Source organism: Paenibacillus peoriae KCTC 3763 (assembly GCF_000236805.1).
Taxonomy (GTDB): domain Bacteria; phylum Bacillota; class Bacilli; order Paenibacillales; family Paenibacillaceae; genus Paenibacillus; species Paenibacillus peoriae.
Window position 1 is genome coordinate 29,164 of the sequence record NZ_AGFX01000018.1, and the last position, 26,357, is coordinate 55,520.

A 26,357-nucleotide genomic window follows, 5' to 3' on the forward strand; every position below is an offset into this window, starting at 1 on the left:
ATTTACATAAATAGATATTTAAAACTTTCTATATTACATAAAAAAAGATATTGACGTGATGTTATTTTACACTTAAGATAAACCTTAATAAAAATGTAATGGTTACCAATTCACAAAATTGACCAAAGGTCTAAAACACGTGTTTACGCTATCATGGGTGACAGTAAGGAGGATGTACACACTTCATTTTCGAACCTTAAGCTTTAATGAATTACCGCAGGAATGAAGCAAGCTGTTAAATAAAGAACCGACTAAGGGGGAGTAACAGGATGGTAAAGACGAAGAAATGGGTTTCTTTGCTTATGGTGCTTACGATTGTGGGTGTTCTGTTTGCAGGATGCAGCGGAGGTGCTAATGAGGCACAGCAACAGCAGGGCAATGCGGACAATAAAACAGAGGGTAATGAAGCTAGTACACAAGTGACGGAGGGTGTCATTAAAGCGACTGATCTGGCACAAAATCCACCGGGAGCAACCAATCGGAAAGATAATATTGTGGTAGGTATGACATCACCTAAAGGGGTATTTAATCCGCTTTTCTGGCAAACAAGTTACGATTTATATGTAGTCAGAACGGTGTTTGATTCCTTTTTGCAGGTGAAAGCAGATGGTACATATGAAAATAGTCTGGCCGACAAGGTGGATGTATCGCAGGACGGTCTTAAATATACATTCCATCTGAAACCAGGTGTGAAGTATAGCGACGGCACGCCGGTAACGGTGAAGGATTATGCCTTTGTTCTCAAAGTGCTGCATGATCCGAATTACGACGGTGAAACTGACATTTTATCGTTCAAAATTAAAGGCGGTAAAGAATATCACGATGGTAAAGCAAATGATATCTCCGGTATCAAAGTCATTGATGATAACACGGTAGAAATAACAGTTACAGAAGCAACAGCCTATACAAAAGATTTTTTGGGTGAGCAATACTTCATGCCAGAGGCTTATTATGGAAAAGGCTACAAAAAGGGCAATCTGGATAGCATTAAGGCGCTTAATAACAAGCCAATCGGCTCCGGGCAATACGTGCTAAAGAGCTTTTCTCCGGGCCAGCAAGTGGTATTTGAAGCAAATCCGAACTACTTCAAGGGTGCACCAAAAGTGAAATCGGTTATTTTCAAAACAACGACGGAAGAGACTAATCTGTCCATGCTGCAAACAGGTGAAACAGATATGGACAACGTTACGGTTACCGAGGATAACGTAGAGGAATTGAAGGCTCTGGGCTTCCTGGATGTGCATATTATGCCGACGAACGGCTATGGATATATCGCGTTTAACCACAAAGAAAAGAAATTTCAGGACCCTAAAGTACGTCAGGCTCTAACTATTGGCTTGAACCGCAAGGAGATTGTGCAGGGCGTATATGGTCCATATGCGAATGTGATTAACATTCCTCAGTCTACAGAGTCCTGGTCTTACACGGATGAAGGCATCAATAAGTATGAATTTGATATGGCTAAAGCGAAGGCTTTGCTGGATGAGGCAGGATGGAAGGCTGGCGCGGACGGTATCCGTGAGAAGGACGGAGAGAAGCTGACTATTAATTTCTCTGCGACCGCTGATAATCCCGTTGTAGAAGCGTTGCTGCCGATTATGACGAACAATTATAAGGAACTGGGCATTAAGCTGACGTCCGAAACATTGGATTTTAACGCAATTATGGATAAAAAGGATACAGGCAAGTACGATATGTTCTTTGCAGCTTGGGGCTTGACACCTGATCCGGATTCAACGGTTTATATTACAAATGGTGCACAAAATGATATCGGCTACTCAAACAAAAAGGTCGATGAGTTGTCGTTTGCCGGTAAGCATGAATTGAATCAAGAGAAGCGCAAGGAGATTTACAAACAGCTCTATCAAGAATTGAACAAAGATTTGCCAGTTATCTTTATGTACCAACGCAGAGATATGTGGCCGATTAATGGACGTTTGACCGGCTTTGATATCTCGCCATACAAGGATTTTGAATTCACTTTGCATAACGCTCAGATCGCTCAATAAGGGTTGCCAATCATATGCTCAGCTCTCACGGGCTGGGCATATCACTTTATTCGTCTGGAGGAATGATTATGAAGCAGTACATTATTCGCCGACTGCTGCAGCTCATCCCCACACTTATTGGCATATCCATTATCGTATTTGCGATTTCAGCCATGGTGCCGGGTGATTATATTACAGCCAAGCAGAACCCGAATATGACCGCCGAAAAGGCGCAGCAGCTACGACATATCTACGGGCTGGATAAGCCGGAGTACCAACGCTATTTTATATGGGCCGGTAATATGCTGAAGGGAAATATGGGAGATTCATTACAGCATAAGCAGCCGGTAACGAAGGTTATTGGCAATTATGTATGGAACTCTTTTATTATCGCTTTTTTTAGTCTTATTTTTAGCTGGCTGATTGCGATCATTGCTGGAGTGTTCTCAGCCAAGTTTCAATACTCGTTGTTCGATAAGTTTGTCACATTATTCATTTTCTTATGTATGTCACTGCCATCATTCTTTATAGGTCTTTTGGTGATCAAAATATTCGCACTCGAATGGGGGATTCTCCCGGTTGGGGGCATGACCACAGCAGGGATGGAGCCAGGCTCGTGGGCTTATATGGCGGATATTCTCAAGCATATGTTCCTGCCGACACTCGTACTTACGATGTTGAGTACAGGCAGCCTAACCCGGTATTTCCGTACAGGCATGCTGGAGGTTATCCGTCAGGACTACATTCGTACTGCACGTGCCAAAGGCTTGAAGGAACGGACGGTTATTTTCAAGCACGCTCTGCGCAACGCACTGATTCCAGCAATCACACTGCTCGGCTTCGAGCTCCCGGCCTTATTTGGCGGGGCCATGATTCTGGAGAAGGTATTTGTGTGGCCGGGTGTGGGGCAGGTTTATCTTGAGTCAATCAGCATGCGGGACTACCCTTTTATGCTGGGCTTCACCATTTTCCTGGCGGTCCTTACGCTCATTGGCAATTTACTTTCTGACGTATTGTATGGCATGGCAGATCCAAGAATTCGCTTGAAATAGGAGGGATACTATTGTCCGCAGAAACCGTCACGATTGAACCTAATCAAAAGGCGGCGATCCGTCCTGAAGCGTCTCCATGGAGAATCGCCGTTCGCCGTTTTAACCGAAACCGCCTGGCTTTAGCCGGACTTGTTATTTTGATTCTGATGGTGATCATCTGTTCATTTGGGCCGATGATTTCACCTTATCATTTAGATGATTACAAGCTATCTGACAAAAATTTATCGCCTAATGCTCAGTACTGGCTCGGTACGGATAAGTTTGGTAGAGATATTTTGTTGCGTACGATGCTGGCTGGCCGTATTTCCTTGACGGTGGGACTGGTCGCTACATTTATTTCGGTTGCTATCGGTGCGACATTAGGGGCGCTGGCAGGATTTTACCGCAAAAGCGTGGATACGATTATTATGCGAATTGCCGATATTTTTATGGCATTGCCTACGCTGCCGCTGCTTATTATTTTAGGCGCGGTGTTATCCGATTTGAAGGTCGATCCGTCGAACCGGATTTATTTTCTGATGCTCATTATCGGGGCCTTGAGCTGGACGAGTTTGTCCCGTCTGGTCAGAGGGCAGATTCTTACACTCCGTGAACAGGAGTTCATGCAGGCCACAGAGGCGCTGGGCTTGAGAGATCGCCGAAAAATATTCCGTCATTTGCTGCCGAACACCATTCCTACCATTATTGTAACGGCTACGCTTGGGGTGGCTGGTGCGATTATTACAGAGTCTGCGCTCAGTTATCTGGGAATTGGCGTGGTGCCGCCCACTCCTTCGTGGGGGAATATGATTTCGGCGGCGAATAACCTGATCGACTTCCGCAAACGGCCTTGGATATGGGTTCCGCCGGGCATGTGTATTCTCATTACAGTTGTAGCCATCAACCTGATTGGCGATGGTTTGCGCGACGCACTGGACCCTAAAATGAAGAAGTAGGAGACGAACGTTTATGGAAAATGCTTTGATTGAATTTCGTAACCTGAAAACCCACTTTCATACCTCTAGCGGAACTGTCAAAGCGGTCAATGACGTCAGTTTTAAAATTCGTGAGGGTGAAACGCTCTGTGTGGTAGGGGAATCCGGCTGCGGTAAAAGTGTAACGGCGATGACGATGATGCGGTTGATTGATTCTCCCCACACCTCAGACGGTGAAATCTGGTTTGAGGGCAAAAACCTCTTAACGCTTAATAAAGGTCAAATGCAGCAAATTCGCGGCAATGACATTTCAATTATTTTTCAGGAGCCGATGTCTTCTCTGAATCCGGTGCTAACGATTGGAGAACAGATTACGGAACCGCTGCTCATGCATACATTAATGAGTAAAAAGGAAGCACGTGCGCGAGCGATTGAACTGATTAGCTTGGTAGGCATTTCGCGGTCAGAGGAAATATTCTATTCCTATCCCCATGAACTGAGTGGCGGTATGCGCCAACGGATCATGATCGCCATCGCCTTAAGCTGTAATCCGAAGCTGTTGATTGCAGATGAACCGACAACGGCTCTGGATGTGACGATCCAGGCGCAAATTCTCGATTTGATGCGGGATTTGAAGGATAAGCTGAAAACCTCCATTATGCTGATTACACACGATTTGGGTGTTGTGGCAGAGATGGCTGATTATGTGGTCGTCATGTATGCCGGCAACGTCATTGAAGAGGCTTCTGTCATTGAGCTGTTCAAAAACCCGCAGCATCCGTATACTCAAGGGCTATTAAAGGCGAAACCTGTCATTAATCAGAAAATGGATCGACTGTACTCCATCCCTGGTCAGGTTCCCAATCCAATTGAGCTGGAAGAAAATTGTCATTTTCATGATCGGTGTGCGCATTGTATGCAAATTTGCAAGGATCAGGCTCCTCCCTTGAACACAAAGGAGAATGGTCATAAGGTTGCCTGCTGGCTATATGAGAAAGAAGGAGGGCAACAGATATGAGCGAGCCTTTAATTCAGGTGGAAGGGCTGAAAAAGTATTTTCCGATCACAGGTGGTGTTTTTCAGCGTACGGTCGGACATGTGAAAGCGGTCGATGATGTATCGTTTGACATTCATAAGGGTGAGTCTTTCGGTCTGGTAGGGGAATCGGGCTGTGGAAAAAGTACGATTGGGCGGACCATTCTCAGGCTGATGGATAAGACGGATGGATCGGTGCGATACAAAGGAGAAGACCTGCACGCATTAAGCAAGGAGCGAATCCGGGCGCTTCGTCCCAAGCTGCAAATCGTCTTTCAGGACCCTTTTAGCTCCTTGAACCCGAGAATCAAGGTCGGTGAAGCCATCGGAGAGGCGTTGCTGGATCACGGGCTGATTGACCGTGGCGAACTACGGAAGAAGGTTAACGAAACGCTGAACATTTGCGGCCTGTCCTCGTATCACTATGATCGGTATCCGCATGAGTTCTCTGGCGGTCAGCGCCAGCGGATCGGGATTGCACGGGCCTTGATCTTAAATCCTGATTTTATCGTGGCAGATGAACCGGTGTCTGCACTGGATGTATCCATTCAGGCCCAGATTATTAACTTGTTAAGTGATTTGCAGCAGGAACGTCAATTGACGTATCTGTTTATCTCGCATGATCTGAGTGTGGTTGAGCATTTGTGCAGCCGCATTGGCGTAATGTATTTGGGCTCAATGGTAGAGCTGGCTTCCAAGGAGGAGCTGTTCCGCAATCCGCTTCATCCGTATACGAAGGCGCTGCTATCGGCGGTTCCGATTCCCGATCCGACGGTCAAGAGACAGCGAATTGTCCTGAAAGGGGACATTCCTTCTCCGGCCAATCCGCCGTCTGGCTGCAAGTTTCATACGCGCTGTCCTATGGCGGAAGCACGCTGTAAAGCAGAGGCTCCGGTATATCGGGATGCGGGCGATCAGCATTTTGTATCCTGCCATTTTGTCTAAGGTAAAAAAATTGTATCTTTTTTTCGAAAAATTGCAGACAAAATGAATTTTTCATCGTCTAATAAATATGGGGGTTATTACGATGATGAAAAAACACTGGTTACGTTGGGCTATTATTGTCCCGGTACTTATCATATTGATTTTTATTACACTTGGACCCCGCCTGTTGGTTGGGAAGCCGGATGTGGATGCAGAGGCTGCGGTACTGATGGATATGCATACCGGGGAATTGCTGATGGATGTGAACGGCAATACGCCTATGCCCTCCGCCAATATGTCCAAACTCATGACCGAGCTGTTGGTGCTGGAGGATATTCGCACTGGACGGCTAGGCTGGAATGATGAGGTACGAATTAGCCGTTACGCGAGTACGGTGGGGGGTATAAATCTATCTCTACGGTATGGCGAAAGGATGACGGTATCCGAACTGTTCCAGAGTATGGTTGTGTATTCAGCCAATGACGCCGCTGTGGCATTGGCAGAGCGCTCGGCAGGCAATGAAGCGGCTTTTGTGAAGCGTATGAATGAGAAGGCTGCCCAAATTGGATTGTCATCCAACAGCCGCTTTAGCAATGCATCTGGAGCAGGGCAGAGTGAATTGGGACCGAATCATCCCGAGGATATTCGCGGAGAGACGAAAATGACAGCAAGCGACACGGCAAAGCTGGCTTCTTATCTGATTGCGTCACATCCGGAGATTCTAAGAACGTCCAGCCGCACGCAAATGGAGTTAAAGGATAAGGGGCTCTACATTAGTAATACGAACTGGATGCTGCCTTCCCTGGCTGGACCGTACTCTTATGCCGGAACCGATGGACTGAAAGCCGGATATACGAGTGATGCTGGATATTGCTTCACGGGTACCGCCGAACAGCATGGCAGACGGTTAATTGCTGTGGTACTCGGTGCGCCGAGCAAGGAGGAGCGATTTGAGCAGACACGGAAGCTGTTCGACTATGGTTTTTCGCTGTCTACCTCTTTCCCGATACGGCTGCAAAATTTGGTAAAGCTATCGCTGCACTAAGGCAAGGAATGAATCTGAAGGGCTACATAGGATACAGGCTACAAACTTGAAATGAGGCTTTGACCGTGAGGGCGAAGCCTTTTTGGCATGGGTTTTGAGCGTATGCGCCATGGCACTTTTGACAACAAGGCAGCAGACCTTTTATGCTTTGAGGGGAAGCCTCCGCTTCATGAGGGATCTATTCGGTTTAATGAAGAGATGGGGTTTGTGAAGGAAAGAAGGAAGGAAGAACCTGTTATGGAGAGAAGACATAAGAGAAGGACCAGCGGTAAGCCTCAAAAGAAAAAAAGGTTTAACGCCCTATATATTTCATGTATTGTTTTATTTCTAGTCGCAGTGGGAGGGTATCTGTTCCGCAAACAGTTAACACTGATGGCTTTTGACTGGTTTGTATCTCCGACGGTGGAAAGAAAATTGGAGAAGTCCTATCAGCCGCGCCTGTCTGGAGAACAGAAACACCAGGAGCCGGTGGCTTACCACCAGGAGCCGTTTTCGGTGCTGTTGCTGGGCACCGATCAGAGGCCAGACGAAAAGGCGCGTGGTCGTTCAGATACGGTTATGTATGCGGCAGTACGGCCTGCGGAATCGCGTGTGCTGTTGATTTCCATCCCCAGGGATACGTATGTACAGATTGCCGGACATGATCCGAATCGCGATGGTGAGGATGATTTTGATAAATTGGGGCACGCTTATGCGTTCGGAGGCGAAGATATGTCCATGGCTACGGTAGAGAAGCTAATGGAGCATAAGGCCGATTATTATGCTACGATTAATTTCCAGGGTATTCAGGATGCCGTGAATGCAGTGGGCGGGGTTGTGCTTCCAATCGACAAGCCGATTGAGAACAAAAATCCGCTGCATATCCAGTTTCGCATAGAGGCAGGGAAGCCGCTTTATAATGGTGAAGAAGCCATGTATTATGTTAGATATCGGGAAGATAGCGACTTCAACCGTACGAAGCGACAGCAAATTTTTCTGAATGCTATGGCAGATAAGCTGCTGAATATCAACGGAATTTCCAAAATTCCGGAGCTGCTCGATATTATGGGGGCCAATTTCAAGACCGATATGGAGCCTGCTTTTATTACAGGTCTTGGCAAGCAGGCTATCACGCAGGGTGAACCACAAATCTCAAGTTTTACGATTACGGGGGAAGGGTTCAAGAAGAAGGGCGTGTATTATGATCGTGCCAATGAACAGGAGCTGGAATATGCCAGACTTCTGATCGCGAATTGGTTGGATTCCGATACAACCCCGCAGACGCTGAAGCTTCCCGCCAAGCAGGACATTCAGTGAGTAATCATTTGATTTTGAGGGGGATTCGTTTCTCATGAATATCGCTTTTTTCTTGCTTCCCAAACAGGAGGTCGCTTGTGTAACGGCAGATGCTACTTTGCGGCAAACGTTGGAACGAATGGAATATCACCGTTTTACGGCCGTTCCCATTTTAGATAAGGAAGGCAGATATGTTGGTACGGTTACGGAAGGTGATCTGCTGTGGCATATGAAAGATTCCGAGGGGAAAATCACCTTTGAAAACGCTTCTAAGTTCATGCTCAAGGACGTTCCGCTGCGGGTTTCGATGAAGCCGGTGTCCATTGATGCCAATATGGAGGATTTAATTAATTTGGCTAAAGTGCAGAACTTTGTACCCGTTGTGGATGACATGGAACGGTTTATCGGTATCGTGCGCCGCAGCCAAATTATTGAGTATTGTGAAAAGTTTGTGTCCAGAGAATCATTTAATACTTCATCTTAAAATAAGCGCATAGCTGCTTTTGAAAATAACGATTTCTCCTATGGGGTAACAGTTATTTTCAAAATAGGATATGCTATAATGGAGAATAAAGCTTTTTCAGAGGAGTGTGACTCTTCATCATATGCCTAAAGAAATGGATGTTGTGAAAAGGGCCAAGGTTATTGAATGGCTCAAAACAGAAGTTCTTGACCAAGTTTCCCGTCTGTTTAAAGCGATGTGGGAAGGCAGCACAGCCCGTATTGGCGATTGTCTGGCGAGCTTAATGATGAGCAGTTATATTTTGGGAAGGCGTCTTGGAGTGTCTTACCGTGAATTGGATGATCTACTCATCGACAAGCTAAGAAGACACAGAAAAGAAGGACACCAGTTGGAGGATTGGTATCAGGATATTTCTGCACTGGAAGAACATATGCGTAAGAGGTGAAAACGTTGAAATTCCGCTTGGCAACTGTAGCATGGAGCGTTATTTATTTGCTTCTGCTGCTGACTTTATTGACACCACTGAAAATCATTACCGTTTTTTTGCTAATTGTGCCTGGCGCTGTATTGTTTTCATCGCTGCATTTCAAAGGATTTTTGACTCACGTCATACCAGCGTTGTTGATTTTGGCGCTACTAGATGTGTATTCATTGCTCCTTGCGATTTATTTTCTGATTCCTGCGATGTTGATGGGACGGATTTATAAAAGGGGAGGATCGTCTTTTCAGGCTCTGATGACAGGAATGGGCGTTATTTTAGCCGAGTTGCTGGTTGTGCTGCTTATCGCTACGTATTCATTCGGATTTGATCTTTCGCAGTATCTTCGTGATCAGGCGGCGATAACGGAAAGTATTGTACAGCAGATTATAAGCGCCAACCCGGTGCTTTCGGGCACCCATTGGACTGCGGAAGATACCCAGAAGCTTAGCACGATGCTTATCGGTAGAGTTCCATATGTGCTGATTGTAACCTCCTTTTTATTGGCTGTAATCACACACGCTTTGGTACGTCCGGCGTTGAGCAGTCTTGATGTGCCGGTACGCAAAATGAAGCCTGCCCGAGAGTGGAGGCTGCCGCGCGCGCTGATCTGGTATTATCTGCTGGCGATTGTGATTGAATGGATAGCAAGTTCCTCCAATGGCAGCTGGATTCAAATGGTTTCCATCAGTATGCTGCCGCTAGTCCATGCATGCTTCACCATTCAGACGATTGGTTTTGTTTACTTCTGGATGCATAGCCGTAAAATGAGTTCGGTGATTGCACTGCTGCTGTCGCTCGTCGTCCTGATTGTCCCGCCGCTCCGCATTATAGGTATTATTGATTTGGCCTTTCCGCTGCGTGAAGCTATTACGAGATCAAAGAAATAGGGTGAACAGTCATGCCTAAATTTCTACAAAAACGCTGGCACGGCTATCAAACCGTCTGGGCGTTTTTGCTGCTGCTGGTGCTTGTCATATGTATTTCCATGTACAATTGGGAACTGGGTGTGATAGGACTGCTGCTGTCATTCTTGCTTGGCGGGATGATGCTGAAGACGGAATTGGATTTTCGTCGAGAGCTGAATCAATATATCAGCGGTCTTTCATTCCGGATCAAGCGGGTAGAGGGAGAAGCCATCAGCTCACTGCCGTTTGGGATCATTTTATACAGTGAAAGTCGAACGGTAGAATGGCACAATCGGTTTACCGGGGAGATGTTTGAGGAGCAGTCGCTGATAGGCGAGCCTCTGCAGGACCTATTTCCCCAACTGGCAGGAGCTTTAAGTGCCAAAAAGGAAACAAAGGAACTGACTCGCGAGCTGAAGGTGGAGCTACAGCATGATGAGCGCTACTATCAGTTCCTGATCGTGCCGGATGAACGCCTGATATACTTGTATGAAGTAACGGAGCTGGCGGTGCTGCGCAAGCAGTATGAAAACGAGCGATTGGCGCTCGGTATCGTCATGCTCGACAATATGGACGAGGCCGCTCAGGGGATGGATGATCAGCAGCGCACTGCGCTTATTGCGAAGGTGGCGAGCGAGATTACGTCCTGGGCCAACCATTACAGTATTTATTTGCGCCGCTTGTCATCTGAGCGCTATCTCATTATGCTGAATCATAAAGCGCTTCAGGAGCTGGAGCAGAGCCGATTCGTCATTCTGGATACGGTAAGGGAAATGACGGCGGATTTGAAAGTGCCTATGACACTGAGCATCGGTTTGTCCTTCGGTGCGGAGAGCATCAAGGAACTGGGCGAGCTGGCTCAGTCCAGTCTGGATATGGCGCTCGGACGCGGGGGCGATCAGGCAGCAGTGAAAGCTGGGCAGCGCCTGTCCTTTTATGGAGGCAAGTCCAATGCTGTCGAAAAGCGTACAAGGGTGCGTGCTCGAGTCATTGCCCATGCGCTGCGTGATCTGATGCAGGAGAGCGACCGCGTGCTGATCATGGGACACAAAATACCGGACATGGATGCATTGGGAGCGGCCATCGGGGTGTGGAAGGCCGCAGCACTGTATAATGTTGAAGCCCATATCGTGCTGGATAAATCCAATCCGTCCATTGACCGGATGATGGAGCAGGTTAACAAGGACGAGAAGCTGTCACAGGCACTGATGACGCCGGAGCAGTCGCTCCAGGGCATGACCGAGCATAGCTTGCTGGTCGTGGTGGATACGCACAAGGCCTCGATGACGATTGAGCCGCGTCTCGTGCAGACGGCAAGCCGGGTGGTCGTTGTAGATCACCACCGTCGGGGCGAGGAATTTATTAACGATTCGGTTCTGATCTATTTGGAGCCGTATGCGTCGTCGGCTTGTGAGCTGGTGACCGAGCTGCTGCAATATATCCATGAGAAGGTCCAGCTGACACCGCTGGAGGCGACATCGCTGCTGGCCGGGATTACGGTGGATACCAAGCATTTTTCCCTGCATACAGGCTCGCGTACGTTTGAGGCAGCCGGTTTTTTACGGCGTAGCGGGGCAGATACAGTCATGATCCAGCGCATGTTAAAAGAGGACCTGGATGAATATATTGCTAAGGCGGAAATTATTAAGCATGCTAAAATGATATATGGCCACATCGCGATTGCGGTGACAGAGCCCGGACAAAAAATACCGCAGCTTCTGATTGCACAGGTGGCGGATTCATTACTCAATATGACGGATGTACTGGCCTCCTTTGTGGTCAGTGAACGTCCTGACGGCCTGGTGGGGATCAGCGCCCGTTCGCTCGGGCGCATGAACGTACAGGTCGTCATGGAACGGCTAGGCGGCGGAGGACATCTGACGAATGCGGCGGTCCAGCTGGATTGCTCGCTGGAGGAAGCCGAGCGCAGAGTGGTCGACGTGCTGGCCGAAATTGATGGGGAAGAGGGGTTATTTGAATGAAAGTGATATTCATTAAAGATATGAAGGGCCAAGGTAAAAAAGGGCAGGTTAAGGAAGTGTCTGACGGTTATGCAGCGAATTTTCTGCTGCCGCGTGGGTTTGCCCGTCCAGCAACGGAAGGAAATATGAAGACGCTGGAGAATCAGAACGCTGCTGAGGAAAAACGCAAGCAAGAGGAAAAGGAAGAAGCACAAGTACTCGGCAAAAAGCTGGAAGAGACAACGATTCAACTCAAAGCGAAGGCTGGAGAAGGTGGACGGCTATTCGGCGCGATTACAAGCAAGCAAATCGCAGAGGCTGTTTCCAAAACTGGAATCAAGCTGGATAAACGCAAAATCGAGCTGGAAGAACCGATTCGTACGTTGGGCGTGACTCAAATGACCGTCAAGCTTCATCCTGAGGTCAAAGCTACGCTGAAGGTCCAGGTGACTGAAGAATAATTATGGGCGGCGAATTTTTTGATCGGATTCCTCCGCAAAATCTGGAGGCTGAACAGGCGGTTATCGGGTCCATTTTGCTCCAGTCCGAAGCACTGATTACCGCGATGGAGCGGGTGCAGACCGAGGATTTTTACGATAAGGCTCATCAGATGATTTACGAAGCAATGATTGAGCTAGGTGAATCCGGGCAGCCGATTGACCTGGTTACGCTGACCTCGAAGATTCAGGACAAAGGTCAGCTGGAGGATATCGGCGGTGTCAGTTATCTGGCGAAGCTGGCTCACGGGGTGCCAACAGCGGCCAACGTGGACTACTATGCCCAGATTATTGAAGAAAAGGCGATGCTTCGTCGCTTGATTCGCACAGCTACACAAATTGTGAGCGAAGGCTATAGCAACGGCGAGGATGTCGCCGGTATGCTGAGCGATGCCGAGCGCAAGATCATGGAGATATCCAACGGTCGTTCAGGCAGCGGTTTTATCGCCATCCGCGATGTCGTGATGGAAGTGTTCGACCGTGTCGAAATACTGCATCAAAACAAGGGCAACACAACCGGAATCCCATCTGGATTCGTTGACCTGGACAAGATGACGGCGGGGTTCCAGCGCAATGACTTGATCATTGTGGCCGCCCGTCCATCTGTAGGTAAAACGGCGTTCGCCCTGAATATCGCGCAAAACGTTGCCGTGCGGGCGAAAGAGACAGTAGCCATCTTTAGTCTGGAGATGTCGGCGGTACAGCTCGTACAGCGTATGATCTGCGCCGAGGCTAATTTGGACGCGAACGTCATGCGGACAGGTGAATTTAAAGGCGACGAGGATTGGGCGAAGCTGACGATGGGAATTGCAGCCTTGTCCGAGGCAGAAATCTATATCGACGATACGCCTGGTGTCACTGTGGCCGATATCCGTGCCAAGTGCCGCCGTCTCAAGACGGAAAAGGGACTGGGCATGATCGTAATCGACTACTTGCAGCTCATACACGGGCGCGGCAAAGCAGGCGAGAACCGGCAGCAGGAGGTATCTGAAATTTCACGGACATTGAAGCAAATTGCCCGTGAGCTTGAAGTGCCTGTTATTGCCCTGTCCCAGCTGAGCCGGGGTGTGGAGCAGCGTCAAGACAAGCGACCGATGATGAGTGACTTGCGGGAATCGGGTTCCATCGAGCAGGATGCCGACATCGTTGCGTTTCTGTACCGGGACGATTACTATAATCAGGAAACGGAAAAGAAAAACATTATTGAGATTATCATAGCCAAGCAACGTAACGGCCCGGTCGGAACGGTAGAGCTGGTGTTTCTCAAAAACTATAATAAATTCGCCAATTACGAGCGTGCCCACTCGGATGCGTTCGCTGGCTAACGTATTCATATCATTAGAAAAAGGCTCTTTTGACGCGTGTCTCACGATGTCGAAAGAGCTTTTTCATAGGCTTTTTACATATTTTCATATCAGGATTAAAACTCCCAATTACGAACAATACTATTTTTATGTAATATATTGTTCGTTTTTTATTTGACTTTGAAAAATGGTGCTGGTACACTTATAGTGCTGCTTCAACGCAGTGGGGAGATCATTACGCCCGGGGCTTTCCGATCTACGGAATGTCAGCGACGGACGTTTTTTCCTGCTGTCCGAGAACGCTCCATATCTGTTTGCTGAGACAGTTAAAGTCAGATGTGCGTAGTGTGTCAGCTCAAAATCAGAGTGTCTGTGGGCACTCCACGGAGGAATGAAACATGTCAACTGTAGTCGTTGTGGGAACACAATGGGGAGACGAAGGCAAAGGTAAAATCACAGACTATTTGGCAGAAAGTGCTGAAGTGGTGGCCCGTTACCAAGGCGGAAACAATGCTGGTCATACGATTCTCATTGACGGTAAAAAGTACAAGCTGAGCCTGATTCCATCCGGCGTTTTTTATGAAGATAAAAAGTGTGTAATTGGCAACGGTATGGTAGTGAATCCGGCCGCTCTTATTGAAGAAATTAATTATATTCATGATAATGGCTTTTCTACGAAAAATCTGGTCATCAGTGACCGTGCACATGTGATTATGCCTTACCATATGACGCTGGACGTGCTGGAAGAAGACCGCAAGGGTCCTAACAAAATTGGTACGACACGTAAAGGGATCGGCCCTGCTTATATGGATAAAGCTGCACGTAATGGTATCCGTATTGCTGATTTGCTGGATGCGGAGGAGTTCGAGAAGAAGCTGCGTCATCTAACGAAGGAAAAGAATCAAGTGATCCAGCAGGTATACGGCGGTGAGCCGCTGGATGTAGAAGAAATGCTGAAGCAATATCTGGAGTATGCGGAATTTATTCGCCCTTATGTAGGTGATACGTCTGTTGTGCTGAATGATGCGATTGACGCGAACCGTAAGGTACTGTTCGAGGGTGCGCAAGGCGTTATGCTCGATATCGACCAAGGTACGTATCCGTACGTAACGTCCTCCAACCCATCGGCTGGCGGCGTATGTATCGGTTCCGGTGTCGGACCGTCCAAAATCCAACAAGTGATCGGTGTAGCTAAATCGTACACCACTCGCGTAGGCGATGGACCGTTTCCAACCGAGCTGAACGATGAGATCGGCGATTATATCCGTGAGACAGGTCATGAGTACGGCACCGTTACAGGTCGTCCTCGCCGTGTAGGCTGGTTTGACAGCGTTGTTGTGCGCCATGCCCGCCGTGTCAGCGGGCTTACGGGTCTGTCGCTGAACTCACTGGATGTATTGACAGGTCTGAAAACAGTCAAAATCTGCACAGGCTACAAATACCGTGGCGAGATCATCACGCATTATCCAGCAAGTCTGAAAATGCTGGCAGAGTGCGAGGCGGTATACGAAGAAATGCCGGGCTGGAGCGAGGACATCACTGGTGTGAAAACACTGGAGGAGCTGCCTGAGGCAACCCGCAATTATGTACAACGCGTATCTGAGTTGACAGGCATTCCAATCGCTATCTTCTCTGTGGGTCGTAACCGTGATCAAACGAACCAGGTGCTTCCGATTTACTTGTAAGACAAAGCGAACAGGGCTTTGTAAGACGATTGCCCCGTTCAATGATATAGCTATTTTCAAAAGAGAAACCCAGTCTTTTCCAAAGACTCCAGGTTTCTCTTTTTGGTTTTTTCCTATACAGGATGAACTAAAGAATAGAACAAGTGGAACGAGAATGAAGTGGACGGAATGGTGCTGTACAAGCGATAGCGTTCGCCTTTGTGCCCGGATTTCAACCATTTTAGCTTGATTTAAGGAAATACGGGCACAACAGCGATGGTAAGCACCATCCGTTCGCGCAGTGGCGCTTCGTGTACATCTTCGTTCGCCTTATATTAAGTCCCCCTTTACATAATCTTATCTTCCTTGTCGATTTGTGATAACAAACCCTCTCTATAATCCAAATTGAAAAGAGATTCGGACGTCTAGACGTCTTGAGAGGGATGAATTATGAACTGGTATCTTCGCTCACTCGGCACACGCAAAATTGTGGAATTCATCGTGCTTGTCGTTTTCGTCATTTTTTTTCTGGGGCCTCTGACCAATCTGCTTCTGTTGGCGGTTTCGGGAAAATGGCAGTATCCTGCACCGCTCCCACAGAGCTTGTCACTGGAATGGTGGAAGTTTGTACTTACCCAGGATGACGTACTCAGCTCGATTTCCCTATCCTTCCTGATTGCTATTACCGTTACGGTCTGCTCGATTATTGTATGTGTTCCTGCTGCCTATGCCTTTGCACGAATTTCCTTTCCGCTCAGTAAGTGGTTTCTATTCTCATTCCTGCTCACGCATGCTTTTCCGAAAATGGGTTTGTATGTGTCTATTGCCGTGCTGTTCTACCAATTTGGGTTGATGAACACCTTTGCAGGCATTGTACTCATCCACATGGTGAACACACTCATGTATATGACATGGATTCCTTCCTCTGCGTTCCGCAGCGTACATCGCGCACAGGAGGAGTCCGCACGGGATGTCGGAGCCGGACCGTTTCGGGTGTTCTGGAAAATCACCTTTCCCATGGCGTTGCCCGGCATTGTGGTTGCTTCCATCTTTACCTTTCTCGCTTCACTGGATGAGGCACAGGGGACACTGCTGGTCGGAACACCGGACTATAAAACGATGCCAGTCATTATGTATTCCATCATTGCCGATTATCCGAGCACAACGGGTGCTGTTTTCTCGGTCATTCTTACTCTGCCAACGATTATTCTGTTATTAGCCGCCAAGCGTTTTGTAAGTGCGGATGTACTGGCAGGCGGATTTCAGGTGAAATAACGTAACTGGTCAAAAGGAGCCTAAGCTAATGCCCATTCAACTATCCATTCAAGAGTTAACCAAACGCTTCAAGACAGGAGACGGAGTCAAAGGCATTTCACTTGACGTAATGAAGGGGGAACTGGTGACGCTGCTTGGGCCGTCCGGCTGCGGCAAAACAACCGTGCTGCGCTCGATTGGCGGCTTTCTTGACCCAGACGCCGGTGACATCCGGATTCAAGGTAAAAGCGTACTGAAGCTGCCTCCCGAAAAGCGCCCGACAGCTATGGTGTTCCAAAGCTATAATCTGTGGCCGCATATGACGGTGTATGACAATCTGGCCTTCGGATTGAAGATCCGTAAGGTGAAAAAGGCGGAGATTGACCGCCAGGTCAAGGAAGCGCTGGCGCTGGTTCGGCTGGAGATGGCGGAACGCAAAACGCCCGGCCAGCTCTCAGGCGGCCAACAGCAGAGGGTAGCGCTTGCCCGTGCTCTGCTGCTGAAGCCGGAAGTATTGCTGCTGGACGAGCCTTTCTCCGCACTGGATGCCAAGCTGCGGATGGAGATGCGGGAGGAACTGCGCGACATCCAGATGCGGACGGGTATGACGATGGTGTTCGTTACCCACGATCAGGAAGAGGCTTTGTCCATTTCCGACCGGATTGTAGTCATGAATGCAGGCCGGATTGAGCAGCTTTCGACGCCGCAGGAGATTTATGACAATCCGCAGTCGCTGTTTGTGGCAGGATTTATCGGCCGCATCAATTTATTAAGGGGGGTGAGCAAAGGTCGCAGTGTCTCCGTGAGTGGAATACCTTTTCCGCAAGAGCATGAATACACAGGTGAATCTATGGTAGGTGTAAGGCCGGAGGATATTGTTCTGACGAATGAGGACAACCTGTCTCTGTCTGGAACGATCCGACAGGTGATGGTTCTCGGGCATTATGCCGAGGTGTCGCTGGACAGTGGTACGGATCATCTGAAAATGTTTGTGCCGCGTGAACGGGCTGCCGAGCTGCGCAGTGGAGAGCAAATCAGATTCAGCTTCAATAAAATTGTTACTTTTCCAGCAGCACAGTGAATGTCTGCCATCAACCTTCTGCATCGCTTCAATATCAATCCATCATGAATGCATCATCTAGCGGTATTGCGAACTTGTGCAACCATCTAAAGGAGGAAACAACGTGTTTGGGAAAAAGAAGATGAGTCTGATTTTGGCTGGGGTGCTCAGCCTATCGTTATTGGCCGGATGTGGAACCAGCGGCAAGGCCGCAACCACGACAGGAAAGGCCGAGGATACGAAAGCAGGGGCAACTGCAGGCACGACGGAGATTTCCTTGTACACTGGCGGATCTTTGAACGTCAAAGAGTTATGGGAAACCTTAATTAAAGATTTTGAAGCTAAAAATGATCGCATTAAGGTCAAATTAGTGTATTTACCAGCCGGAACCGGAGGTGCATCGACGCTGGATCGTCTGATCGCAGCCAAAAAGAGCGGACAAACAGATGTGGATATCGATCTGTACGAGGGTAGTCTGGATGACATCACCAGAGGCGTAGGTGAACAACTGTGGGACACGATGGACGCCAAGAAGGTTCCGAACCTGACCAATGTCGATGAAACCTATCTGAAGCAAGTAAATAATCAGGCTATTCCATACCGCGCATCTTCGGTAGTTCTTGCCTATAATAGTGCGAAGGTGGCTACGCCTCCCAAAACAGCGGACGAACTGTATGCGTGGATTCGCCAGCACCCCGGCAAATTTGCTTATAATGACCCGTCAACGGGGGGGTCAGGCAGTTCGTTTGTAAATACCGTCATCTATAACTTCCTCCCGCCAGAGGCCATGAACAGCAGTGATCCGGCTAATATGAAGAAATGGGATCAAGGCTTCTCGCTGCTCAAGGAACTGGGGCCTTCGATGTATCAAAAGGGTGTCTATCCGAAAAAGAATCAGGGCACGCTTGATATTCTTGCGAGCGGAGAAGTGGATATGATTCCAGCCTGGTCCGATATGGCCTTGGAGCAAATGGCGAAAGGACTGCTGCCTGACACGATCAAGCTGACGCAGATTGATCCTGCTTTTACAGGCGGTCCGTCTTATTTGATGGTTCCATCCCTTTCTTCCAAGAAGGAAGCGACACAAGAATTCCTGAACTATGTGCTGACACCGGAAGCGCAGAAGGTTGTTATCAATAAAATGTATGGCTATCCGGGGATCAAGTGGAGTCTGATGCCAAGTGAGCTGCAACAGAAATTCAACAGCGTATCCTCAGGCTACCGCAGCTTCAACAGCGGCGAGCTCCAGCAGGAAATCTACAAACGCTGGCAAAGTGAAGTTGCAGGCGGCTGATTATGAGTTCATCTTCTAAAAGAGGGATGGTGGGGCTTGCCCTAGTCATCCCGTCTTTTCTCATTTTGCTGGTGGTCGTTATTATTCCCATTCTCTATGCCGTGAAGGAAAGCTTGATGGATCAGCATGGAACCGGCTATGGCCTGGCGAACTATATTCGGCTGTTCACGGAGCCTGCCATGCGCAGAAATATCATATATACGATCAATGTCACGCTAGTCTCGACGATCCTTACGCTGGTCATCAGCTATGCTTTGGCGATCTACCTGAGATTCGGCAAAGAGATCGTCGTGAAATGGATCGGCCGATTGTATTTTATTCCGATGTTTGTTCCCGGAGTAATTGCAACGTATGCGATTATTACGATGTATGGCAATCACGGCTGGGCTGCACGTCTTTTGCTGCCGCTCGGCATAGAAACCATTCCGAGGATTATTTATGACTACAAAGGGCTGGTGCTGGCTAATTTGTGGTTTAACATCCCGTTCGCAACCATGCTGCTCAGCTCGGCACTTGCCAGCATTCCGAACGCTGTCGTCGAAAGTGCCAGAGATGCGGGCGCCAGCACGATGCAGCTGTTTGGGCGCTTTATTTTACCCCTTTCCTACAAAACGATGTGGGTAGCGGTGACTTTCATCTTTATGGGAATCATGGGCAGCTTCACAGCTCCGTTCCTGATCGGTGCCAACTCGCCGCAGGTATTGGGTGTCGCCATGCAGCAGGTATTTTCCAGCTATCAGGAAACGCATACGGCAAGCGCTATGGCAGTGTTTATGTTTTTACTGTGTTCTTTCATGGGCTACTTTTATATTCGAACCATGGTGAAGGATGCGGATGCGGGCTAGATGGCCGCTATACACTAAGGAGGTTACAGGGATGAACAGCCAAGCAGAAGTGCAGATGACCGGGTTTCGCGGGGAATTACAGGAAAAAGACCTGCTGGATTGCGGGTACCGGATTGCCTTACACAAAGCCGAGGTCGAGCTCAGCACGGGGAACGGGTTTCGATTCACGTTTTCCATGCCGGAAGACGGATTCGCAGAGCTTGATTTGCTGGCCCGCTCGGAGAGCGACTGGGCTGCGGCAGATCGGGAATCAGCCTTCGTACGCCTCTACCTGAACGATGTCTATAATCAGGACGTTATCTTGTATTATGGCAGCAGCCTGGGTGTGTACACTCGTTTGTTGGGGTATCTGAAGGAAGGCGATTATGAGGTGTATGTGGAATTCCGGGAACTGGAGTCTGCTCCGCTGGTGTCCAGAGCATGGATCGACGGGGTCGAGCTGCGCTGTGTGGCTGATGCTTCGGCCAGATCGCTTGTCTATCGTCACACCCCTCTTTTGTACGGTCGCAATCTGTCCCATCCCTATGAAAATCGTTTCACGGATACGCCGCTGGTTCTATTTTATTCGGTGGCAGAGGAAGAAGAACGGACGATCATCGAATATCAGATGATGTTCAGCCATGAGGATGAAGGAACGCCAGCACCGCTGTTAATGAGCAAGTGGGGAAGAACAACTGACATTGAATGGATGTATCGTGTTGAACTGGATGCGGAAGGCCATGTGCTGAATGCTGTTTTCCAAGGCCCTCATCACATCACTACTCCTTTCCAGGGAAAATATGCTCTCGGCGGGCATCCTGTTCTTCAATCGGCTACGACCAATGGGAACTTTACAGATCGTATTACGTCAGGCTACCGTTTTATGCTGACACCTTCCTTCCAGTGGAAGCCAGAGGAAGAGCCGCGTGAGGCGGTTATGAGTCGTTTTCCTTTTGCCTATCAGGTCACCGGGTGGGAAATGGAGCGCCAGCAGGAGCTGGAAATGCCATCGCTTGCGTCATCTATCGCCCTTGCTTCTCAGCGCAGCTATGTTTTTATCCAGACTTCCAAATATCCTGTGCCCAGTTCCGACGGTGAACACGCTTTGCCATCCAGACCGGGCTTTAATCGACGTGAAGAGGATGCCTGTGTCGATATCCAGCTCCGCCTGCATGGCTCCGAGCAGTGGTATTCATCGTGCCATCATGATCTGAGACTCGGCGATTTCAGAGCCGCTTATGAGGGGGCTGAGTCACACTTTTCCACAACGATCAAGCTATCGGGAGAGCCTGCGCTGGATGATATAGCGGAAATCAGAGCAGTGCTGCTGGAAGGTGGTGCTGACCGGATGAAGGTGGCGGGGCTGTATGCTTTTATGCTGAACGAAAATTATTTGCCGCAGCAGCCGGGGATTCGTACCAACCGGGTGCTTGAGCTAACGCGGGATACCCCAACAGGTATTCTGTGGGCAGCGGCAGATGAAGCAGGGTCTGCGGCTCATGCTGCGGATCACTCGATAGGCAAGGATGAGCATGTATGAGCAAGCTGCTGTATGTAGAAGGAACAGTTGATCGTTCCTGTACCCAGAGCCATATTACGTACTCTTTTCATATTTCACAGCCGGCAGACATCATTCACATTCAATTTTCATACACCCCCAAGCTGTTGGAGGATCAGGAGCAGGCTCGAAGCATGATTGAAGCGAGTATGAGCCGATACGGATACGATGAACCGGGTCATGCTGAGGACGCGTGGAAGAAGTATGCGCCACTGCAAAATTTATTAACGCTGTCTGTCGATGATCCTGTTCGCCATCGGGGCAATGCGCACCGCCCCGAGATGCAGCAGGAGCATCGACTGGGTCCTTCCGCGGCTTCGCCGGGATTTGTCGCAGGCGACAATCCCGCAGGAATGTGGAGGATAACCGTCAGTCTGCATGCCGTTGTAACAGAGACGCTGGCATACAGCATTCAGGTATGGGGGGAGGATGCCGCACATGGTTAAATGGATTCCGGCGGAACTTCATACCCATACGCTTCACAGTGACGGCAAGCAAACACTGGAGGAGCTGGCTCAAAGTGCAGCCAATCTTGGGCTTGAATGCATCGCCATGACAGATCACAATACCCAGTCGGCACTTGTAGATCAGGAGCGGGTCGAGCAGCAGTTTGGTGTCCCGATCATTCCAGGGATGGAATGGACCACCTTTTACGGACATATGCTGACGCTTGGGGTAGACCGCTTTATTGACTGGCGTGTTCTCGGGCCGGACGATATTCACGAGGGGATTCGGAAGGTGCATGAGCAGGGAGGTATTGCAGGGATTGCCCATCCGTTCAGGATTGGAAGTCCGATCTGTACGGGGTGTTTTTGGGAATACACCATCCAGGACTGGCATGAGGTCGATTATATCGAGGTATGGTCAACGCTCATGCCGTCGATTAAGCGTGACAGCCAGCGGGCATTCGCGATGTGGACGGATTTGCTGAATCAGGGATATCGCATCACAGCGGTAAGTGGTCGGGACTGGCACATTTCCAAACCGGATGATGTCCTTCCGGCGGTCACTTATTTGGGTGTACAGGAGGAAGCAGGAGAACAGGGGACCTTGGCGATCCGGGCCGTTGAGGCGATTCGCAACGGCTCCGTATCGGTTACGATGGGGCCGCTACTGACGATGCAGGCACAGGTTAAGGGGAATGACAAACGTTATCGTATCGGGGAATATGTAGAGCCGCAGGTAGAAGATGCACTGTCGGTGACAATACAGTTGGATACAGAAACCAGAGCTGCCCATTACCGTCTGGAGCCGCAAAGCCTTCGTCTGCTGCTGACCAGCCGTCAGGGGACATGCTCTGAAATCTACATTCCTGCTCAATCAGGAGAATATACGATAACACTGCAAGACCCGGCAGAAAAGGGCTGGATACGAGCCGAGCTGTATGGCTGTATGGAAGACTGTGTTACTATGATTGCTTTTACGAATCCGATTTATATCGCTGGAATTCAATCATTACGATAGAAAGGCTGGGCTTTGGACGGTGTCGACCAAACAAGAGAGCATTAAGCTGCTCATAGAGGAATATATAGAGGCTAACCAGATTGGCCCGGGCGACAGACTGCCTTCGGAAGCGGTGCTTTCTCAATCGTTCCGAGTGTCGCGTACGACGCTGCGTGGAGCCATCCGCCAGCTGGAAGCGGAAGGAAAGCTACTGGTGAAGCACGGGAGCGGTACGTTCGCCACTCGTCCGCTTCCCAGCATTCCCAGCTCATTGGATCGCTTGTACAGCATCGGGGATATGATCCGTTCCGCAGGGCTGCGGGAGGACGAGCAACTGAAATCGATTCAGAGGATTTCAGCGTGTCCCCCGGATATTGCCGGCCGAATGGAGCTTTCCGAGCATGAGCCGATGATTGTGCTGGAGCGTACGCGTACCGCGGACGGGGAGGCGGTGGCGCACTCTATAAACTGGATGCCGGAGAAGTTAGCGAGTCCTATTTTGGAAGACGGCTCTTTTTCAGGGTCCTTATTTCAAAGTCTGGAGCTTCAGGCCGGGGTACGAATTGTAGGGGCATATTCAGAGCTTACCGTTCCGAATGATCACGATGCCCACGCGACACGTTTGCTCCAACAGCCACAGGCTACGGTATTACTGCTCAAGCAGCTTCATTATGATGAGCTGAATCGGCAGGTGCTATATTCACTGGATTATGTCCGCAATGACATTTTCCGCTTTTGGGTACGCCGGACCCGCTGATCGACTGCTAGATCATATCTACTATTCAATCGTACTAGTTTTACATATTCCAAGGGTTAAAAATCGTCATATCTCGTCAATACTGATTGATATGCACTTCATGATGATGTACACATGGCAAGCTGCGTATGAAGGAGGTAACGGGATATGAGATGGCTTGGATGGCTGCTCAAAAAAGGAATGACAGTGGTGCTGGTCAGCGTTCTAACGCTGGCTGTGACAGGTGTGGTCGTGAATGCTTATGTTCAATCGTTGCTGCGGCAATTCAACATTCAGCTCGATCGTCAACCGATATGGGGACTGGGCTGGCTCAATGGGAACTCGGGCGTAGATAAAAGCACGGATATAGGTAAAAGCACAGATACGGGTAAAAGCTCAGACACAGGGAAAAACAAGGAAACGGGCGGGAGCTCGGGAAATGCAACCCCACCGGACGGTGCTCTGCCCGTCATGGGACAGGGATTGGACGAGGGTAAAGGCGGTACAGGTGCCACTACACCTGAAACAGGTCAGTCGACCAGTATTGAAGGCCATGACTTGGTGATTACGCCCGATCATTTAACGGAGAAGAAGAACAATTTGCCTGCTGCGCAGAAACAGGAGATTTTTACGATTTTGATGAATAAGCTGCCGCCGGAGGAGATGCAGAAAATATCAGCCGCGATGGAAGGCGGCCTGACCGAGCAGGAGCTTCAGGATATTCAGCAGGTGCTTGCGAAGTATTTGACGAAAGAAGAGTATAACAAGCTGATGAATATGCTCAAATAATAATATATTCAAAATAAGACGATGGAATCCGCGCCGGGCGCGGATTTTTTTGCGTGCCAGGAAGGAACTGGAGTGCAGTTGAATTCTTTGTAAAAGCTATGTTAAAGTAAACTGTGTTGTGAAAAGGTTAAATTTTTGAAACCTTTTACGCAACTACGTAATGATATATAGCGACTAATTACTTATATAGACTTGCAAAATGACTACTTTTATCGTGGAAAAGAACAATAACGAACGCATTTAATAGAGAGAGGATATGCTGAAAAGGAGAGGACTATGGAGGTTTCTAAGGGAAAGTATTCACCAGATCACAGCAATGAGGTTTCAAGCGTTGAAAGCAATGCTGCTAGTAAAGCAGGAAAAATAGCAACATGGTGGAGCGGACGGAAAAAATGGCTGAGCTGGACGGCAGGCGGCGTAGTGATTGCAGGCAGTCTTATTTTTGCTGGCAATCAGTATGTTGGAGCCAATACGGTTCCTTATTATAAAGTGTATGTAAAGGGCGTCGAGGTCGGCAATATCCTGAATGAGCAGCAGTTGAAGCAGCTGTATGCTGCAAAGAGCAAACAGTATAAGGACAAGTATCCCGGCGTGGACATGGTAGTTAATACGAGTGCGGTAACAACAAGCACGGAGAAGGCATATAAAGCGGATATCGACAGCGCAGCCACGCTGAAGAAGCTGGACGGTATGCTGACAGCGTATGCCAAAGGGGTCGAAGTGAAGGTCAACGGAAAGACGGTTGGCATTGTGAAGGATAAAGCGACGGCACAGGCGGCGTTAAAGCAAGTACAGAAGAAATACACACCTGCGAGTGAGAGTAAGGCTACAGGTATTAAAGGGCTGGTTCGCAAGACGGCGGTAGGCAGCAGTCATGCTAGTGCTAGTACCAAAACTCCTAAAGCATGGCTGGAGTCTGCCAGTATCCGTGAGAAAATTGCATATGAGCCTGTGAAAGCTGACCCTAACAAGGTGCTAACGGAGGCAGAAGCGGTCAAGGTGCTGATCGAGGGGCAGGAGGAGCCTGTAACGTACACGGTACAGGAAGGCGATTCATTGTCGTCCATCGCCACTAAATTCAATATGACGGCTTGGGATATTAAGCAGAATAATCCTGGCGTGCGCGAGCTGTATCTACAGATTGGGGACGAATTGAAGGTCACTGCACCCAAGGCCCCAGTCACGGTACGGACGGTAGAGAAGGTCGTCGAGCAGATTGCCATCGAGCCTGAGGTTGAGATTCGCCAAAGTGATGAATTGAAGGCAGGGGTCACCAAAGTCGTCAGACCGGGACAAGCGGGTCTTAAAGAGATGGACTATCGTTTGACCAAGGAGAACGGTGAGGTCGTGCAAGAGGAATGGCTCGGTCAGAAAGTGCTGCAACCGTCTGTTACCGAGGTCGTTCTAAGAGGCACGAAGGTCATGGGAGAAGGCTCGGGGCAATTTGCCTGGCCGACGGCGGGTGCAATCATGACGAGCAGCTTCGGAGGACGCTGGGGACGCATGCATGAAGGTGTTGATCTGGTCGGCAATCATACGATTCAGGCCTCGGATGATGGTGTGGTCACATTTGCAGGCCAACAGAGTGGATACGGTAATGTCATTATCATTGACCATCGCAACGGCTACCAAACGGTGTACGGGCATTTGAACAGCATTGGTGTTAATGTGGGCCAGGTCGTTCAGCAGGGTGAAGCGATTGGCATCATGGGAAGCACCGGACGTTCAACAGGCACACATGTACACTTTGAGATTCGCAAAAATAATACCGCACAAAATCCAATGACGTATTTAAGATAGATAAGTTGATGATAACGATGGGTTATTGAGGGTTCATGAAGATCAAGGGGAAAGGCCATGTTTTTCTGCATGACTAAGGTCAGGTGCAGGC

General features: G+C 49.0%; 24 protein-coding genes. All 24 read left to right on the forward strand.

What is annotated here, in order from left to right; all coding sequences use genetic code 11:
• Nucleotides 1-269: 269 nt before the first annotated feature.
• The 24 genes from KQI_RS0111060 (at nucleotide 270) to KQI_RS0111175 (ending at nucleotide 26,266) form a co-directional block, all read left to right on the forward strand.
• Nucleotides 270-2,009 carry an ABC transporter substrate-binding protein gene (locus tag KQI_RS0111060; RefSeq protein WP_010346814.1) on the forward strand — a complete coding sequence of 580 codons (1,740 nt, stop codon included), beginning with the start codon at nucleotides 270-272 and terminating at the stop codon, nucleotides 2,007-2,009.
• Nucleotides 2,010-2,077: 68 nt separating this feature from the next.
• Nucleotides 2,078-3,040: an ABC transporter permease gene (locus KQI_RS0111065; protein ID WP_010346815.1), complete on the forward strand. Its 963-nt coding sequence runs from the start codon at nucleotides 2,078-2,080 to the stop codon at nucleotides 3,038-3,040.
• Between the two features lie 11 nt (nucleotides 3,041-3,051).
• The gene (opp4C, locus tag KQI_RS0111070) at nucleotides 3,052-3,975 is read left to right on the forward strand and encodes an oligopeptide ABC transporter permease (RefSeq protein ID WP_010346816.1); all 924 of its coding nucleotides are present in this window, start codon (nucleotides 3,052-3,054) and stop codon (nucleotides 3,973-3,975) included.
• 13 nt (nucleotides 3,976-3,988) lie between these two features.
• Nucleotides 3,989-4,972: an ABC transporter ATP-binding protein gene (locus KQI_RS0111075; protein WP_010346817.1), complete on the forward strand. Its 984-nt coding sequence runs from the start codon at nucleotides 3,989-3,991 to the stop codon at nucleotides 4,970-4,972.
• Nucleotides 4,969-5,934, forward strand: a complete 966-nt coding sequence (locus KQI_RS0111080; RefSeq protein WP_010346818.1) for an ABC transporter ATP-binding protein — start codon at nucleotides 4,969-4,971, stop codon at nucleotides 5,932-5,934. The genes KQI_RS0111075 and KQI_RS0111080 overlap by 4 nt, the downstream gene beginning before the upstream one ends.
• A gap of 82 nt (nucleotides 5,935-6,016) precedes the next feature.
• Entirely contained in the window at nucleotides 6,017-6,958 is a 942-nt protein-coding gene (locus KQI_RS0111085) for a D-alanyl-D-alanine carboxypeptidase family protein (protein WP_010346819.1), read from the forward strand.
• Nucleotides 6,959-7,195: 237 nt separating this feature from the next.
• Nucleotides 7,196-8,254 carry an LCP family protein gene (locus KQI_RS0111090; protein ID WP_029390114.1) on the forward strand — a complete coding sequence of 353 codons (1,059 nt, stop codon included), beginning with the start codon at nucleotides 7,196-7,198 and terminating at the stop codon, nucleotides 8,252-8,254.
• A gap of 34 nt (nucleotides 8,255-8,288) precedes the next feature.
• Entirely contained in the window at nucleotides 8,289-8,717 is a 429-nt protein-coding gene (locus KQI_RS0111095; RefSeq protein ID WP_010346821.1) for a CBS domain-containing protein, read from the forward strand.
• Between the two features lie 121 nt (nucleotides 8,718-8,838).
• The gene (locus KQI_RS0111100) at nucleotides 8,839-9,141 is read left to right on the forward strand and encodes a MazG-like family protein (RefSeq protein WP_007433209.1); all 303 of its coding nucleotides are present in this window, start codon (nucleotides 8,839-8,841) and stop codon (nucleotides 9,139-9,141) included.
• Nucleotides 9,142-9,146: 5 nt separating this feature from the next.
• Nucleotides 9,147-10,064 carry a DUF2232 domain-containing protein gene (locus tag KQI_RS0111105; protein ID WP_010346822.1) on the forward strand — a complete coding sequence of 306 codons (918 nt, stop codon included), beginning with the start codon at nucleotides 9,147-9,149 and terminating at the stop codon, nucleotides 10,062-10,064.
• A gap of 11 nt (nucleotides 10,065-10,075) precedes the next feature.
• A complete protein-coding gene (locus KQI_RS0111110) occupies nucleotides 10,076-12,064 on the forward strand; it encodes a DHH family phosphoesterase (RefSeq protein WP_010346823.1) in 1,989 nt (662 codons plus the stop codon).
• Complete coding sequence (gene rplI, locus KQI_RS0111115; RefSeq protein WP_010346824.1) at nucleotides 12,061-12,504, forward strand: 50S ribosomal protein L9; 444 nt, start codon at nucleotides 12,061-12,063, stop codon at nucleotides 12,502-12,504. The genes KQI_RS0111110 and rplI overlap by 4 nt, the downstream gene beginning before the upstream one ends.
• A 2-nt stretch (nucleotides 12,505-12,506) precedes the next feature.
• Nucleotides 12,507-13,865 (forward strand): replicative DNA helicase, encoded by a 1,359-nt coding sequence (dnaB, locus tag KQI_RS0111120; RefSeq protein ID WP_010346825.1) that lies wholly within the window; start codon nucleotides 12,507-12,509, stop codon nucleotides 13,863-13,865.
• 377 nt (nucleotides 13,866-14,242) lie between these two features.
• A complete protein-coding gene (locus KQI_RS0111125; protein WP_010346826.1) occupies nucleotides 14,243-15,529 on the forward strand; it encodes an adenylosuccinate synthase in 1,287 nt (428 codons plus the stop codon).
• A gap of 429 nt (nucleotides 15,530-15,958) precedes the next feature.
• Nucleotides 15,959-16,783 carry an ABC transporter permease gene (locus KQI_RS0111130; protein WP_010346827.1) on the forward strand — a complete coding sequence of 275 codons (825 nt, stop codon included), beginning with the start codon at nucleotides 15,959-15,961 and terminating at the stop codon, nucleotides 16,781-16,783.
• Between the two features lie 28 nt (nucleotides 16,784-16,811).
• Nucleotides 16,812-17,843: an ABC transporter ATP-binding protein gene (locus KQI_RS0111135; RefSeq protein ID WP_010346828.1), complete on the forward strand. Its 1,032-nt coding sequence runs from the start codon at nucleotides 16,812-16,814 to the stop codon at nucleotides 17,841-17,843.
• A gap of 103 nt (nucleotides 17,844-17,946) precedes the next feature.
• Nucleotides 17,947-19,116, forward strand: a complete 1,170-nt coding sequence (locus KQI_RS0111140; protein WP_010346829.1) for an extracellular solute-binding protein — start codon at nucleotides 17,947-17,949, stop codon at nucleotides 19,114-19,116.
• A 2-nt stretch (nucleotides 19,117-19,118) separates the two neighbouring features.
• Entirely contained in the window at nucleotides 19,119-19,961 is an 843-nt protein-coding gene (locus tag KQI_RS0111145) for an ABC transporter permease (protein ID WP_010346830.1), read from the forward strand.
• 31 nt (nucleotides 19,962-19,992) lie between these two features.
• The gene (locus tag KQI_RS0111150) at nucleotides 19,993-21,480 is read left to right on the forward strand and encodes a hypothetical protein (RefSeq protein WP_010346831.1); all 1,488 of its coding nucleotides are present in this window, start codon (nucleotides 19,993-19,995) and stop codon (nucleotides 21,478-21,480) included.
• Nucleotides 21,477-21,944: a hypothetical protein gene (locus KQI_RS0111155; RefSeq protein WP_007433198.1), complete on the forward strand. Its 468-nt coding sequence runs from the start codon at nucleotides 21,477-21,479 to the stop codon at nucleotides 21,942-21,944. Before KQI_RS0111150 ends, KQI_RS0111155 begins: the two co-directional genes overlap by 4 nt.
• Nucleotides 21,937-22,962, forward strand: coding sequence for a CehA/McbA family metallohydrolase (locus KQI_RS0111160; protein ID WP_010346832.1), 1,026 nt, complete (start codon nucleotides 21,937-21,939; stop codon nucleotides 22,960-22,962). The genes KQI_RS0111155 and KQI_RS0111160 overlap by 8 nt, the downstream gene beginning before the upstream one ends.
• A 19-nt stretch (nucleotides 22,963-22,981) precedes the next feature.
• Nucleotides 22,982-23,698 carry a GntR family transcriptional regulator gene (locus KQI_RS0111165; protein WP_010346833.1) on the forward strand — a complete coding sequence of 239 codons (717 nt, stop codon included), beginning with the start codon at nucleotides 22,982-22,984 and terminating at the stop codon, nucleotides 23,696-23,698.
• Between the two features lie 147 nt (nucleotides 23,699-23,845).
• Complete coding sequence (locus KQI_RS0111170; protein ID WP_010346834.1) at nucleotides 23,846-24,466, forward strand: hypothetical protein; 621 nt, start codon at nucleotides 23,846-23,848, stop codon at nucleotides 24,464-24,466.
• Nucleotides 24,467-24,742: 276 nt separating this feature from the next.
• Nucleotides 24,743-26,266, forward strand: coding sequence for a M23 family metallopeptidase (locus KQI_RS0111175; RefSeq protein WP_010346835.1), 1,524 nt, complete (start codon nucleotides 24,743-24,745; stop codon nucleotides 26,264-26,266).
• Nucleotides 26,267-26,357 lie beyond the last annotated feature (91 nt).